We start from the raw sequence: 14,611 nt of genomic DNA, 5'->3' as shown, positions 1-14,611 counted from the left end.
TTGCTCCTTTCTTATTTTTAAAAATAAACTTTTTACTACTGAGTCTAGGTTATTAGAGCGAGCTACGTCAAATTGGAAGATTTTCCAACTGTATCGGAATCTTTCATAATATAATAATACCCTAAAACAAGGACGATTGAAAAGAGAAATACAAGCGCCGATAAAGCATTAATTTCTAAAGAAATCCCCGCACGAGCTCGAGAATAGATTTCTACTGAAAGTGTTGTGAAATCATTCCCTGTTACAAAGAAGGTCACTGCAAAATCATCTAACGAATAGGTGAAGGCCATAAAGAATCCTGCAATAATTCCGGGTGTGAGATAAGGTAAAATGATTTCCCGCATGATCTGTGCTGGAGTGGCTCCTAAATCGTTAGCGGCATCAACCAAAGCTCCATCCATTTCTTGATAAAGGGGCATGACCATAAGCACTACAATTGGTATGGAAAAGGCAATGTGACTTAACAATACGGATAAAAAGCCCAGCTGCATCCCAATCATCGTAAAAAGAATCAAAAACGAAGCTCCAATCACCACGTCGGGAGAGACCATGAGGACATTATTTAATCCCAGTAACGTATCTTTTTTACGCCCTTTGACTTTTACCAGATAAATGGCTCCGACTGTCCCAATAATCGTTGCAACTAAAGAACTTAAAAAAGCGAGAAAGAAAGTTTGAACAACAATCAAAATAAGGCGTTGGTCAGCAAAAAGAGTTTTAAAATTTTCCAAGGTAAATCCAGTGAATTTACTCATATCTCCTCCTGCATTGAAGGAATAAAAGATTAAGTAAAAAATCGGAGCATACAATAGAATGAGGACAACCGCAAGGTAGACTTTACCTAACTTAGAACTTTTTGTTTGCATCGCTAGTTTCTCCTTTCTTTAGTGAGACGCATGACCACGAGCATGGCAACAACCAAGACAACAGCAATGGTGGAGCCCATTCCCCAGTTTTGGGTAGTGAGGAAATGTTCTTCTACAGCAGTCCCTAATGTAATGACCTTATTTCCCCCAATCAAACGTGTCAGCATGAAGAGCGACAAGCTCGGAATAAAAACAGCTTGAACGCCTGCGCGAACACCGTTTAAAGATAAAGGCCAAATCACTTTACTGAAGGTTTGAAAACGAGAAGCCCCTAAATCACTACTCGCATGTACTAAGTTGTCATCTAAATCGTTAAGTGCGTTAAAAATTGGCAGAACCATAAAAGGAATCGAAATATAGCTGGCCACTAAGATGAAACTCATATCGGTAAAGAGAATTTGAGTTCGTCCCAAGCCTAAAAAATTGAGAAAATTATTGACAGAGCCATATTTTCCGAAAATCCCAATAAAAGCATAGGCTTTTAATAATAAGTTTACCCAAGTAGGTAAAATAATCAGCATCAGCCAAAACTGTTTCATCTTAAGCTTGGTCAAAACAAAGGCTACAGGGTAAGAAATAAGTAAGGTGACAACCGTAATAATCAATGCATAAAGAACCGAATTCCAAGTCATCATGAGGTAGGTGCCACTTGAAAAATACTGGATATAATTGTCAAGGGTAAAATGACCATTGAGGTCAAATAGCGATTTCCAAAAGAGCATGACCAAGGGGATTACAACAAAAAATAAAATCCAAAGAAAATAGGGAACAGAATAAATACGTTTGGTCACTTTTCTGCCTCACTTTCTAAAAGGGCATCAGCCTCTTGCTTATGAAGGATTTCGTTGACTGTCTCAGCTAATTCGGTCAATTCCATTGTATTTTCAAGGGCTTCTTTGACTGCTTCTTGAATAGCTGCCTCTTCTTCAGCATTTTCTTCTTCTACTGCCTTAGCCAAACCAATGGTTTGTTCTTCTTCTTCAACATATTCTTCAATACGAGCATCAAATTCTTCTTCGGTTTCATTGAGACGCATGATATGAATGGCTTCTGGATCAAAATCAAGACCAACTTTTTCACCTACAATGGCTTTATGTGTTGAATGGATAAGCCATTCGTTTTTAAATTCATCGTAGGCTACAATTTCATAATGCACACCACGGAAAAGTTGTGTGTCTACAATAACATTGAATTTTCCTTCATTAGGCATGGTGAACCAAATGTCTTCGGGGCGAATGACGACTTCAATGGGTTCATTTTTGCGCATCCCCCCATCTACCGCCTCAAATTGTTGACCGTTAAATTCTACGAGGTAGTCTTGAATCATTCGACCATTCAAAATGTTTGATTCCCCAATAAAATCGGCGACAAAGTGGTTGATAGGTTCATCGTAAATGTCTGTTGGAGTACCTGATTGGACAATTTCCCCTTCATTCATAATAAATATCCAGTCAGACATCGCTAATGCTTCTTCTTGATCATGTGTGACAAAAATGAAAGTAATTCCTAAACGTTGTTGAAGTTCACGCAGTTCATACTGCATGTCTTTACGCAATTTCATATCTAAAGCCGATAGCGATTCATCAAGCAATAAGACTTTTGGCCGATCAATAATGGCACGAGCAATGGCGACCCGCTGCTTTTGTCCACCCGAAAGTTTTGCAATAGAACGTTTTTCATAGCCAGCAAGTTGAACCATCTTCAAACTCTCTGAAACGCGTTTTTCAATCTCTTTCTTATCAACCCCTTTGATTTTGAGGGCAAATGCGACATTGTCAAAAACATTCATATTTGGAAAAAGCGCATAAGATTGGAAGATGGTGTGAACATCTCGCTTATTGGCTGGTAAGTCATTGATTCTTTTATTATCCAGAATTACGTCTCCAGTAGTGGCATCCAAAAGTCCAGCAATAATATTTAAAATCGTTGATTTACCAGAACCTGAAGCTCCTAAGAGCGTGTAGAACTTTCCTTCTTCTAACTCAAATGAAATGTCTTTAAGAACAGTGGTATCAGTATCTGCGTATGTTTTGCTGACATTTTTGAATTCAATAATCGTTTTTGCCATTTCTTTGCCATCCTTTTCTAGCATGTTATAGATGATGCGCATAACATGATATTTCTCTTTTACGATACAAAAAACCAAGCAAACGCTTGGTCTCATCATCAATCTTAGCCTCTGTTTCAAATAGTAGCAAACAGAAAAATCTAGTGCAGAGTCTATACAGCAGAAGAACTTTTAATACTCTTATTGATGCGCCAAAGCGTGTTTTTCTTGGGTGGGGTGGTTCAAAAAAGAATCCCCATAACTCGTCATTGACGAGCTAATCAATAAGGCAACGAAAGTCGCCAATTTCGGCTTTTGACCCGGCTGTCCGTCTGGCCTTGGCTCGATAATACCGTTAGTAAATAGCTAAACGTTACTGACAGATTGGTCAGTAACTTATCGAGCGGTCAAATCTTCTGCGTACAACAGAACTTTATTAATTATAGCTTAAATTGTTGGGATTTTCAAGCTGAAAATTTAAAAAAGACAGGATAAGCCTGTCTTTATTTTTCACCAATAATACGGACTTCGGGCTCTAAAGTGAGTCCAGCATTTTCTTCGACACGTTGGATTACATGGGCGATGAGGGCTTCATAATCCGTGGCTGTCCCATGATCAACATTGACCATGAAACCAGCGTGTTTTTTACTGACTTCCACACCACCAATTCGAGTACCTTGTAATTGTGCTTCTTGGATAAGTTGTCCCGCAAAATGTCCTTCAGGTCGTTTAAAAACGGAACCACAACTTGGATATTCAAGTGGTTGTTTGCTCTCCCGGAGAAAATTGAGGCGATTCATTTCATTTTGAATTTGCTCAGGATCTCCAGGGGTAAGTTCAAATTTTGCGGAGATGACAACAAGATTTTCATCACGAATCACTGAATGTCTATAGCCAAATCTCATTTCATCCGCTGTGAGAACAAAAAGCTCACCACTTTCATTCATCACTTTACAGCTCACTAAAACTTGTGAAATCTCGCCACCATAAGCGCCTGCATTCATGAAAACAGCCCCTCCAATAGAGCCAGGAATACCACAGGCAAACTCAAACCCCGTCAATGCATGTTCTTGTGCGATTTGGGTTACTGCTTTGAGTTTTGCACCCGCTTGAGCTTCAATGGTATAGCCTGCAACATTTACCTGATCAAGTTTTTCAAGTAAAATCACAAGACCGCGGATGCCTCCGTCTCGGACAATAAGATTTGAGGCATTGCCGAGCACCGTGACAGGTGTGTTTGTTGCTTGTGCAAGTACTGACAGCTCTGTCAGTGCTTCAGTTGTTTCAGGAAAAGCTAAAATATCTGCAGGGCCTCCAACTTTAGTATAAGTATAATGAGAAAGTGGCTCATTGTACTTAACAATCAGATGAGAAATTTTTTCAAGTTCATTTTGTTTTAACATAGGTTAATTATACCACACTCTATCAATTGGTTTCAATCTGATCTGAATGCTGGTTTTTTAAAAAGTACTGGAATAGTTCCAGTACTTTTATATAGACATCATGTTGTATCAAAATCAGGTTTTGATCAACAATATTTTTAGTATAGCATATTGAGGTTCTTTTCAAGTAAATATGTTTGAAAAATATAGGTTATCCTCATTTCCAACTGACCAGACGCTCAGTTCGTTTTTACTTTGATTTTATCTTTACTCAAAAAAGTTTTTGCACGTTCAAAAATTTCAATATTAAATGCTTTACTTAAAACATTACAAAGACCTAGTGAGAGGTTGAAGTCGATCATACTGTGAACCAATCCACCAAAACCAATCAATAAGAGAAGATTAAGGAGGGCAGCTTGGTCCATTGTCGCAAAGCCAAAGGCATAAAAAACATAGACGATGAGTGCTTCCAAGCCAGCATGGAATATCCCTAGAACAAGGTTAAAAATTTGGATTTTAACTTTTTGGTGCACGATTTCAGGATGTTTTTTCAAGAAATAAGCACCTGCGGTCATGACAAAAAGATGCATCAAGGCCCGGAGCCAAATCGTAGGAACGGGGGTACTAATCATGAAGCCAAGTGTCGTCCCAATAGCGACAAAAGCTGTCATTACGGGGCTAAAAAACATTGCTGCCATTACAGGAACATGTGAGGCGAGCGTAAATGAGGCAGGACCAATGATGATTTTAGCCGGCATTATAGCCGGAATCAAGATCCCAAGTGCAGTGAGCATTGCAGCAATAATCAGGTTTCTGACTTTTGCATTTTTGGTTTGAGTCATTTGCGTTTCCTTTTTAGAACTCTTGCTTTTAAAAAGCGGACAATAAGGGCGACAAAGTTTCCATTGGTTCATTTTTTCGACGAAAAAATAAGCAATAGAACCTTTAGGAAAAGGTTATTCATCGATCAACTTTTTCCTTGTGATGATTATAACAATTTTTTGTTAAATAATCAAAAAAATCTGTATGTTATAACAGACTTTTTTCGACTTGTAACCCTTTACTATCGATTTCGAGTTCATAAAAGCAACCTTGCCAATTTTTTTCCGACAAATGTTGCAAAAGTAAAGTAATTTTTTCTTCAGGAGCTAGCATCATGAGCGTTGGACCTGCTCCACTAAGATAAGTGCCATAAGCGCCATAGGTTTGACCAATTTCACGAAACGCAGCTAATTCGGGTACTAAAGCTGAGCGGTATTTTTCATGAAAAAGATCTTCTTTCATCATCTGACCTGCTGTAACCAAGTCTCCTGAAAGCAAGCTTGCCACCAGAACATTTGCCACGGCACTTGCTGCAACAGCTTGAGCATAGGAGAGGGTTTCTGGTAAGACTTGGCGACTTGCTACGGTCTTAAGCTCTTTGTCTGGAACAAAAGCTAAAAGTTTGCATTGGGGCAGTTTAGCTTTGATTGCCCGTACTTCTTTGGTTGCACTACTTGCAATGACTAAATTACCATAGAGTGCTGGCGCTACATTATCAGGATGCCCCTCAATCTGACAAGCCAAAGCTAATTTTTCTTCATCACTTAAGCCTAATTGGGCAAGTTGGTTGGCTAACTCAATGCCTGCAACAATCACCGAGCTTGAAGAACCCAATCCTCGTGCCAAGGGGATATCAGAGCTCATTTTCAAATGGTATTTTGCTGACAAGTGCTGCTTTTTCTGAGCTAAGACTGCTGACAGCGTCGTCAGTAATAAATTCTTTTCGTCAGTGGGAATATTGACACCTAAATCATGATCAATCCGCCATGCCTCTGCTTTTTCAAGCACTTCTATTGTTAAATAGAGGTTAACAGCAAGCCCAATCGAGTCAAACCCCGCTCCTAAGTTGGCTGATGTTGCGGGCACAATAATTTTCATTTTAATTTTCCTCCACGACCTTGAAATAATTGAGTAAGTTAAAATCATCTTCTTTTGCTAACTTCGTCTCAAGAGATGCGAGTTGTGTTTGACTTATTTTATGGCAGATGATGCCTACAACAGCACGTTGCCCATCGCCTTTTTGTTGTAAGACTTGTTCAAAAGAAACATTCACGGCTGTAAAAAGCTGCACTAAACGCAAAAACTGTCCAGTGGAATCAGGTGTTTCAACTGAAAAATAGTATTTATTCAGAACTTCTGAGCTTTCTGCCAAACGGGTAGCTCGCTTGTATTCATTAAAAGATTTACCAAGAGTTTGCTCTTTAAACCGTTTAACAATCCGTACGATGTCTGCTAAAACACTTGTAGCGGTAGGATTTTGTCCGGCACCAGCCCCATAAAACATTGAAGCACCCATACCAATCGAATCAAGATAGACTGCATTCATCACGCCCTTAACGCTTGCTAACGGATGAGAAGCTGGTAGAAATGTCGGACTGACTTCAGCAAAAATTCCAGAAGAAACTTCAACGATTTCTCCGACAAGTTTGATCACATAGCCCAACTGATTAGCGATTTCCACGTCTGCTTGCTGAATGGTTGGGATGCCTTGATGCTTGATTTGAGAAGGCGAAATTGTCATGCCAAAAGCAAATTCACTAAGCAAAGCTAATTTATAAACCGCATCAATTCCCTCTACGTCATTTGTCGGATCAGACTCTGCATAACCAAGTAATTGTGCGGTTTCAAGCGCTTTTTTATATGTCCAACCTTCTTCCATCATCTTGGTCAGCATGAAATTGCTTGTCCCATTAATGATTCCCAAGAGGCGTGTGACTTTATCTGAAGCAAACGAATTCGCTAACGTGCGTAAAATAGGTATCCCACCAGCTACAGCAGCCTCATAATAAAGGGCAACTTTATTTTTTTGGGCTAACTTTTGTAGTTCAGCGCCATGGAGTGCGAGTAAATCTTTATTCGCCGTCACAACACTCTTTCCAGCAGCAAGAGCTTGTGAAATATAAGTTTTTGCAGGCTCAATGCGCCCCATTAGCTCAACAACAATTGAAATAGTATCATCATTTAAAATAGCCTCGATTGAAGTTACAAAATCCCAAGGATGACCTGCTTGCCGTAATTGTGCTGCTTTTTCTTCACTACGAACGAGAACTTTTGAAATACTTATCGTTTCATCTAATAGTGCTGCTAATTTTTCCTGATTATCTGCGATCAAGGCGGGCAGTCCAGAACCTACGGTTCCAAAGCCTAAAAGTGCAATTTTCATCTTTTCCCCAAACTCTAAAATTTTTATTATTGCTTAACATTATAACATGATTAGTAAAATTCTTTACTGACCAACCTGTCAGTAACTTTTTTTGCTAAAAAAGAACCAGTCAGCTTTGACCAATTCCCTTTTTACTTTAATAAATCTAATGCCTTCAATTCTTGATCGATTTGTGATAAGACTACTTCTAAATCTTCAGGGTTATTAACAAAGTCAATCTTATCTCCATCTATACGTAGTTTAGGCGAAATATCATAAGCGTCGTACCAAGAAGGATATTCTCCATGAACCTGATGGTAATAAGCTTTTAGCCCCTCTTGTGCATCAATCTGCTCGAAAGAACGGCCTCTTTGTTCAATACGAGCCAGCATCGTTTCAAAAGAAACATCGATATACACGAGCAAATCTGGTCGCTTTTTAGGCATCCCTTCTAGCTCTTCCAGCATATTTGCTAGCAATTCTTTATAGATATCCAGCTCTGTCTTTGTTACATTCCCATTTTTATAATTTAAAGTTAAAAAGAGCTCATCTTCAAAAATTGACCGATCCAAAACATTGTTGTCCTGCTGATAAGCTAATTTAATCGATTCAAATCGTTTATTTAAAAAATAAATTTGCAATAAAAAAGCATATTTTTTCGGATCCTGATAGTAAAGATCAAGCACGGGATTATTATCCACTGCTTCATAAAACACCTCTGTATTCAGATGTGCACCTAATGCCTTTGCTAAACTTGACTTTCCCGCACCAATGGTACCTGCTAATACGATCAAAATTCTATTTTCCTCCCAATCGACACCCTAGAAATCTTGAGTTCCGAAATTTTCAACTTCTTTTATTATAGACTAAAAATATAAAATTACAAATTTTCGACTATCTTTTTAACTTTCATCCTCTAAATTCAATACGTAATCACGCACTTGAGCAGAAAAATAAAGTGAACCGGTAATGACCAACACCTCATCAGCTTTTAAACCTTGGCGTAATTCATCCAAGGCTACTTCCCAATCGGGAGCCAATGTAACACCTTTTTCCTCTAAGTCTGTAAAATTATTTAAAGCTAAAGCTTTAGGATAATCAAAAGTTGTCAAAATTAATTCTGCGTGATCAACTGTTTGCAACATTTCAATCATCTGACGAATATCTTTAGTCGTGATTGCTGAGAATAAGATTTTAAACCTTTTCTTAGGAAATTCAACTTTTAAATTTTCCAGTAAGCGGGTCATCGCATGGACATTATGTGCCCCATCCAAAATAATGAGGGGGTGATCACTTAATTTTTCCATACGAGCCGGCCAGTAAGCTTTCTTAATCCCCAAACGGATTGCTTGTTCACTGAGTGGTAAACCAATCTTATGAGCGTAAACTAAAGCCAGCTCGATAGCCATGGCTGCATTTTCAATTTGATGAAGTCCTTTTAAAGATTTCTCTAAATGCTCAATTTCCCCTGCTTCTGTTTTGAAACTAAACTTTTCATCAGCTTCAATTTCAATACGGTAGTCATAAAGGTACTGGTAAACACGTGCTGTTTTTTGTTTTGCTGTTTCCCAGATAACACGTAAAGCGTCAAGGCCAATATTACCTGTGACAACAGGTATACCTGGTTTAATAATTCCCGCCTTTTGTGCGGCAATTTCCTCAATTGTGGAACCTAAAATATCAATATGATCCAATCCAATCGTAGTAATTCCAGAAACAACTGGTGTAATAACGTTTGTACTATCTAAAAGTCCACCAAGCCCGACTTCAATAACCGCGATGTCTACTGCTTCATCAGCAAAATATTTAAAAGCCATCGCTGTGATGATTTCAAACTCTGTAATTCCAGATAATTCTTCTTGAGCATCAAGTTTCTCAACCAACGGCTGAAGTAATTGCACATATTGAATCAACTTTTCATCAGCAATGGGCTGTGCATTAATACTCATGCGCTCCCCAAAAGTTTCAATAAAAGGACTTGTAAAAGAGGCTACTTTCAAGCCAGCTTCCATAAATATTGAGCGCGTAAAGGCGACGGTAGAACCTTTACCATTAGTACCCGCCACATGAATCATTGATAATTTTTCCTCAGGATGACCCAAAAGATCTAATAGCGCTTCTACCCGACTAAGACCCGGACGAATATTAAATTTTAAACGAGAATGTATCCATTCTAATGCTTCTTCAATTGTCATGTTAACCCTTTTCTAATTCATAATATCCTTGAAATTCGACAGGCGCATCTTCCTTTTTTAATAATGACACGGGCAATTCAGCACGAGCAGGCTTCTTATCTGTTTTAAACAAGCGGTAACGAAAATCAAGATGTTGATGAGCAGGTTCATTTTTTACCCGATTTTCAGGAATGTTGATGAGATTGACATCTATCAGATCCCCTGTTTCTTTTGCAGAGAAGCCAGTTTCTTCATGAAATTCTCGAACAGCGGCTTGTAGCGGTGTTTCATTTAACTCTACATGTCCTGCTGGTAGGAGCAGTTCTTTTTGATAAGGATGCAAGATAAAAAACAGACGTTTGTTTTCAAAAACAAGAGCACTTGCAGAAAGCTGAAGTTTCGGATTTTGCTTTCCCCTTAGTTCTTCATCTGTCGCCTTCAAAAGCATGCAAAGCTGATTAATTTTTTGCTGCTCCACTTTTCCAGCTAGTGATTGGATCTGCCTAATGAGTTGATCATGTGCCATCATATCTCCTTGTAACGTTTTACCGCATCAATTAATACTTTGGTCTCTTTCACATCATGCACACGCAAGATCCGACCACCATCCAGAATCATCTGAGCTTCAAGCATCAATGTTGAAAATAAGCGATCTTTAGAAACAACATTAAAGATACTTTCCATAAAGGACTTGCGCGAAATCGCAACCATGACAGGAAGTCCTAGATGCGTTAAGCGTTCTGTTGCTTTCAAGCGCTGAACGCTATCTAATCCAGAATCTCCCTTAAAAAAACCTACCCCAGGATCAATACAAATTTGCTCATTTTTCAAGCCTATAGCTCGTAATTCTTTTGCTTTTTCTTCGAAAAACAGTGGCAATTCATCAAAAACATTATCTGCAAAGTTAAAACCTGCTCGTCCATTATTCATAGCAACCACAGCCGGACGATAGTTTTTAATAACCTCAAGTTTTTCATGAGTATCAAAGCCGTCAATATCGTTGATAATATCGGCGCCTAAATCTAATGTACGCTCCATCACTAGCGCCTCATCCGTATCAATAGCCACTATTGCCTGAGGGAAATGTTGTTTAATTGCTTTTAATGGTTTTTCAAGCCTTAACCATTCCTCTTCAGGACTGATGTCTGCATAACCTGGTCGAGAAGATTTGCCGCCCAACTCAATCACCGCTGCTCCATTTTCCAAGTCTGATTCAACACGTTTTAAAATATAATCCACTTGAAGATGATCTACCGACCCATCATAGAAAGAGTCTGGCGTTACATTGACAATCGAATAGACAATCGCAGAGGAGATTAAATCAAAGCGAAAACGCTCTGAGGACCAGATTAATTGATGCCGTTGGATAATCAGCTCCAGTTGTCTTCGTTGCTCTTCGATTTTAAAAAAGGGGAGTAGATTTCTAAGTTCATCAATATCAAGGAATACTAAGAGTGATTTGATATCAAGAAAAACCTTACTACTCACGCGTTTTAAAACTCGGGAAAGAAAAATATATTCATCTTGGTTGAGCTGCTCAAACTTAATTGTGATGTTTTTTAAAGAAAATTGTTCCTGATTTAATTCTATAATTTTCATAGCAGACTTTCTAAAAATTCCATTCGTTTTACGGAGTCTTTCTCATAGGCTCCTGAGAAGTAAGAGGTTTTTGTTTTTGAGTTAAGTTTTTTAACTCCTCGCATCTCCACGCACATATGCCGCGCTTCCACCACAACGGCCACTCCTTTAGGTTGCAAAATTTCATCAAGCGTCTCTGCAATTTCACTCGTAATATTTTCCTGAACAGAAAGTTTATGTGAAACGTAATCAACGAGCCTTGGGATTTTCGAAAGGCCGATGATATTCCCCTGATCAGGGATATAGGCTACATGCACCTTTCCAAAAAACGGGAGCATATGGTGTTCACACATCGAATAAAAGGGGATATCTTTGATAAGGACGGGAGAATCAACTTCTGTGGGTTCAATTTTAAAAAGTTTATACGCTTCAAATTTTAAAGAGCGCTGCGATGACAAGATTTCTTCGTACATTTTAGCCACACGTTGGGGCGTTTCAAGAAGTCCTTCACGGTGTGGATCTTCCCCGACAGCAAATAATATTTCCTTGACCGCAGAAGCAATCCTGCCTCGGGGAGTAGGTTCCTCTGCAACTACTTGCACGTGTTGTTCACTTTGATTCAGTTTAGTTACCGCTTCTTGGATGAGTTGATAATATTTGAAAGGGGGTTCTATCAGTTCCAACAATGGAAGCATAACAAAAAGTCGATTAAGAAGTTCTCGGTGCGGTATCACTAGATTTTGCTCAAAGATTTCCTCTTCCCCATAGAATAAAATATCAATATCGATCGTGCGTGGGCCCCAGTGAATTTTACGTTCGCGGTTGAGCTTTAACTCTACTTCATGGATGAAATCCAATAAGGCTTGGGGAGCTAATAAGCTAGAAATTTTGAGAGCAATATTAATAAAATCGTCTTGTTTAACACCGCCTACCGGAGAAGTTTCATAAAATTGCGATTGTTGTTCAACGATAATCTTCGGATGTTCTCCTAAGAGACGGATGGCTTCATGGATATAGTACTGACGATCGCCAATATTACTCCCCAAACTTAAATAAATCGTTTGCATAGTTCCTCCACATGCATTATTCCTAAAAATGACTTGTAACTTTAGAGTTACTGCTTAGCCTCGCATTTCAATTTCTGCTGAATCAAAGATTCCCTCAATGGGGACTGCAAGTTTTCTAAGATGAACCTCGACAGTTTCAATACGCTGAGTTGTTTTTTTAACCCTTTGAATAATATCATAGGCAACCTTTTCAATTAAATCAGCCTTGGAGTTTTCTACTACTCCTCGGGTTGCCTCATAAAAATCAACATAAGAAAGGGTATCTTCGAGTTCATCCAAACCAGAATAAGTAAAATTGGTCTCAACGATAAGATCAATTTCTAAATTTTGACCAAGTATCTTTTCTTCAGGAAGTACTCCAATATGTGCTCTAAACTTCATGTTATTTAGCTTTATTTTATACATAATGCCTCGTTTTAGGTGTAGAAAAGGCTATGAATCTCTTCATAGCTCTATTTTCAGAGATATTTTATGATTGCTTGCCAAGCTTCTTCAAAACCAGTTTTGTCTGCAGATGAAAAGATAATGAAATCATCTGTACTATCAAATTTCACAGCCTTTTTGATGATTGACTCGTGTTTATTCCACTTACCACGAGAGACTTTATCTGCTTTAGTGGCGACAAGAATTACCGGAATATGATAATATTTCAAAAATTCATACATCATGATATCATCTTCGGAGGGTTCATGGCGAATGTCAACCAAACTGACCACGGCCCGCAGATTTTCACGAGTAGTGAGGTACTCTTCAATCATTTTCCCCCACTTTTCACGTTCTTTTTTGGAAACCCGAGCATAGCCATAACCAGGGACATCAACGAAATGAACTTGGTCATCGATATTATAAAAATTTAAAAGTTGGGTTTTCCCTGGTTGACCAGATGTCCGAGCAAAGTTTTTTCTATTTAACAATGTATTGATAAAACTTGATTTTCCGACATTGGAACGTCCAGCAAGTGCAATTTCAGGCCAGTCATTTTCTGGATACTGTTTTTTTGAAGCAGCTGAAATGGTTAGCTTCAGGTTGTTCGTATTAATTGTCATTTTTTCTCAACCTCGCGTACCAATTTGGGTTCTTCTTTTCCTTCGACAACCGCCTCAGTAATCTCAACTTTTTTAATTGTTTTATCACTAGGAACCTCAAACATGATATCCATCATAACTTCTTCGATAATTGAGCGCAAGCCTCGAGCCCCTGTTTTACGGGCGATGGCTTTACTGGCTATAGCATGTAAAGCCCCTTTATCAAAGTCAAGTTCTACGTCATCAAAAGAGAGTAATTGCTTGTATTGTTTGATTAGAGCATTCTTTGGTTCTGTCAAAATGCGAATCAAGTCTTCTTCTGTCAAACGTTCAAGCGCAGCAACAATCGGGAGGCGACCGATAAATTCTGGGATTAATCCAAATTGTTGAATGTCTTCTGCTATAATTTCTTGCATATAAGAATCATTCTCACTGATTGCTTTATTATTCGCCCCAAAACCAATTACTTTTTCGCCCAAACGTTGTTTGACAATTTCCTCAATCCCATCAAAAGCACCACCAACAATAAATAAGATATTTTTTGTATCTATTTGAATCATTTCTTGATTAGGATGTTTTCGACCACCTTGAGGAGGGACACTTGCTACTGTTCCTTCAATAATTTTCAAAAGAGCTTGTTGGACACCCTCTCCTGAAACATCACGTGTAATTGAGACATTTTCAGATTTTTTAGCTATTTTATCGATTTCATCGATATAAATGATCCCACGTTGTGCTCTTTCAATATTAAAATCACTTGCCTGTAAAAGTTTGAGTAAGATATTTTCTACGTCTTCACCCACATATCCTGCCTCAGTTAAACTTGTCGCATCTGCGATTGCAAAAGGTACGTTAAGTGATTTAGCCAAAGTTTGAGCAAGAAAAGTCTTCCCAGAACCAGTAGGTCCAATGAGTAAGATATTGGACTTTTGAAGTTCAATCTCTTCTTTATTTGCACTACCTGAAAAATTAATGCGTTTATAATGGTTATAGACGGCGACTGCTAGAGCACGTTTTGCTTTATCTTGCCCAATTACATAAGCATTGAGTAATTCAAGCATTTCGCGCGGTGTTTTAACTTCAAGCATTTCTGAGGCTTTTTCTTCTCTGAGTTCTTCTTCTAAAATTCGTGTTGAAAGCTCAATGCACTCATTACAGATAAACACATCTGAACCAGCGATCATTTTTTTCACATCATCTTGACTTTTGCCGCAAAATGAGCAATGAATATTTTGATTTTGTGTATTTGACATAATAATTTGTTCCTAAATACTTCTAAGATTTCTAG

Annotated in this window: 15 protein-coding genes; all 15 read right to left on the bottom strand. The window is 38.4% G+C overall.

The window, feature by feature from the left end; translation table 11 throughout:
- Positions 1-62: 62 nt before the first annotated feature.
- Entirely contained in the window at positions 63-866 is an 804-nt protein-coding gene (locus JW886_RS05705; protein ID WP_075525812.1) for an ABC transporter permease, read from the bottom strand.
- A gap of 2 nt (positions 867-868) precedes the next feature.
- Positions 869-1,657 (bottom strand): ABC transporter permease, encoded by a 789-nt coding sequence (locus tag JW886_RS05700; protein ID WP_205272435.1) that lies wholly within the window; start codon positions 1,655-1,657, stop codon positions 869-871.
- Entirely contained in the window at positions 1,654-2,934 is a 1,281-nt protein-coding gene (locus JW886_RS05695; protein WP_205872489.1) for an ABC transporter ATP-binding protein, read from the bottom strand. Before JW886_RS05695 ends, JW886_RS05700 begins: the two co-directional genes overlap by 4 nt.
- Before the next feature lie 482 nt (positions 2,935-3,416).
- Entirely contained in the window at positions 3,417-4,316 is a 900-nt protein-coding gene (gene murB / locus JW886_RS05690; protein WP_205871529.1) for a UDP-N-acetylmuramate dehydrogenase, read from the bottom strand.
- A gap of 218 nt (positions 4,317-4,534) precedes the next feature.
- Complete coding sequence (locus tag JW886_RS05685) at positions 4,535-5,137, bottom strand: hypothetical protein (protein ID WP_075525807.1); 603 nt, start codon at positions 5,135-5,137, stop codon at positions 4,535-4,537.
- Positions 5,138-5,324: 187 nt separating this feature from the next.
- On the bottom strand, positions 5,325-6,215 hold the full coding sequence (gene thrB / locus JW886_RS05680; protein ID WP_205871528.1) for a homoserine kinase: 891 nt from the start codon (positions 6,213-6,215) through the stop codon (positions 5,325-5,327).
- A 1-nt stretch (position 6,216) separates the two neighbouring features.
- Positions 6,217-7,500 (bottom strand): homoserine dehydrogenase, encoded by a 1,284-nt coding sequence (locus tag JW886_RS05675; protein WP_205871527.1) that lies wholly within the window; start codon positions 7,498-7,500, stop codon positions 6,217-6,219.
- A gap of 131 nt (positions 7,501-7,631) precedes the next feature.
- Positions 7,632-8,276 (bottom strand): deoxynucleoside kinase, encoded by a 645-nt coding sequence (locus JW886_RS05670; protein ID WP_240188662.1) that lies wholly within the window; start codon positions 8,274-8,276, stop codon positions 7,632-7,634.
- A 105-nt stretch (positions 8,277-8,381) separates the two neighbouring features.
- Positions 8,382-9,674 (bottom strand): bifunctional folylpolyglutamate synthase/dihydrofolate synthase, encoded by a 1,293-nt coding sequence (locus tag JW886_RS05665; RefSeq protein WP_205871526.1) that lies wholly within the window; start codon positions 9,672-9,674, stop codon positions 8,382-8,384.
- Position 9,675: 1 nt separating this feature from the next.
- Entirely contained in the window at positions 9,676-10,182 is a 507-nt protein-coding gene (locus JW886_RS05660) for an NUDIX domain-containing protein (RefSeq protein WP_241003741.1), read from the bottom strand.
- Positions 10,179-11,252 (bottom strand): dihydropteroate synthase, encoded by a 1,074-nt coding sequence (folP, locus tag JW886_RS05655; RefSeq protein ID WP_205871525.1) that lies wholly within the window; start codon positions 11,250-11,252, stop codon positions 10,179-10,181. The genes JW886_RS05660 and folP overlap by 4 nt, the downstream gene beginning before the upstream one ends.
- A complete protein-coding gene (folE, locus tag JW886_RS05650) occupies positions 11,249-12,298 on the bottom strand; it encodes a GTP cyclohydrolase I FolE (RefSeq protein WP_205871524.1) in 1,050 nt (349 codons plus the stop codon). The genes folP and folE overlap by 4 nt, the downstream gene beginning before the upstream one ends.
- A 54-nt stretch (positions 12,299-12,352) precedes the next feature.
- A complete protein-coding gene (folB, locus tag JW886_RS05645) occupies positions 12,353-12,703 on the bottom strand; it encodes a dihydroneopterin aldolase (protein WP_205871523.1) in 351 nt (116 codons plus the stop codon).
- A 53-nt stretch (positions 12,704-12,756) separates the two neighbouring features.
- A complete protein-coding gene (yihA, locus tag JW886_RS05640; protein ID WP_205871522.1) occupies positions 12,757-13,344 on the bottom strand; it encodes a ribosome biogenesis GTP-binding protein YihA/YsxC in 588 nt (195 codons plus the stop codon).
- Entirely contained in the window at positions 13,341-14,576 is a 1,236-nt protein-coding gene (gene clpX / locus JW886_RS05635; RefSeq protein ID WP_200406832.1) for an ATP-dependent Clp protease ATP-binding subunit ClpX, read from the bottom strand. Before clpX ends, yihA begins: the two co-directional genes overlap by 4 nt.
- Positions 14,577-14,611: the final 35 nt, after the last annotated feature.

The sequence above is a fragment of the Lactococcus taiwanensis genome, from assembly GCF_017068355.1.
GTDB classification, from domain to species: Bacteria; Bacillota; Bacilli; order Lactobacillales; family Streptococcaceae; genus Lactococcus; species Lactococcus taiwanensis.
This window is presented reverse-complemented; position numbering and strand designations above follow the sequence as displayed.

What these genes read in the sequence shown, in the direction of transcription:
- JW886_RS05705 (WP_075525812.1), bottom strand. Translation starts at nt 866, where the DNA reads ATGCAAACAAAAAGTTCTAAGTTAGGTAAAGTCTACCTTGCGGTTGTC.
- JW886_RS05695 (WP_205872489.1), bottom strand. Translation starts at nt 2,934, where the DNA reads ATGGCAAAAACGATTATTGAATTCAAAAATGTCAGCAAAACATACGCA.
- murB (WP_205871529.1), bottom strand. Translation starts at nt 4,316, where the DNA reads ATGTTAAAACAAAATGAACTTGAAAAAATTTCTCATCTGATTGTTAAG.
- JW886_RS05685 (WP_075525807.1), bottom strand. Translation starts at nt 5,137, where the DNA reads ATGACTCAAACCAAAAATGCAAAAGTCAGAAACCTGATTATTGCTGCA.
- thrB (WP_205871528.1), bottom strand. Translation starts at nt 6,215, where the DNA reads ATGAAAATTATTGTGCCCGCAACATCAGCCAACTTAGGAGCGGGGTTT.
- JW886_RS05675 (WP_205871527.1), bottom strand. Translation starts at nt 7,500, where the DNA reads ATGAAAATTGCACTTTTAGGCTTTGGAACCGTAGGTTCTGGACTGCCC.
- JW886_RS05665 (WP_205871526.1), bottom strand. Translation starts at nt 9,674, where the DNA reads ATGACAATTGAAGAAGCATTAGAATGGATACATTCTCGTTTAAAATTT.
- JW886_RS05660 (WP_241003741.1), bottom strand. Translation starts at nt 10,182, where the DNA reads ATGATGGCACATGATCAACTCATTAGGCAGATCCAATCACTAGCTGGA.
- folP (WP_205871525.1), bottom strand. Translation starts at nt 11,252, where the DNA reads ATGAAAATTATAGAATTAAATCAGGAACAATTTTCTTTAAAAAACATC.
- folE (WP_205871524.1), bottom strand. Translation starts at nt 12,298, where the DNA reads ATGCAAACGATTTATTTAAGTTTGGGGAGTAATATTGGCGATCGTCAG.
- folB (WP_205871523.1), bottom strand. Translation starts at nt 12,703, where the DNA reads ATGTATAAAATAAAGCTAAATAACATGAAGTTTAGAGCACATATTGGA.
- yihA (WP_205871522.1), bottom strand. Translation starts at nt 13,344, where the DNA reads ATGACAATTAATACGAACAACCTGAAGCTAACCATTTCAGCTGCTTCA.
- clpX (WP_200406832.1), bottom strand. Translation starts at nt 14,576, where the DNA reads ATGTCAAATACACAAAATCAAAATATTCATTGCTCATTTTGCGGCAAA.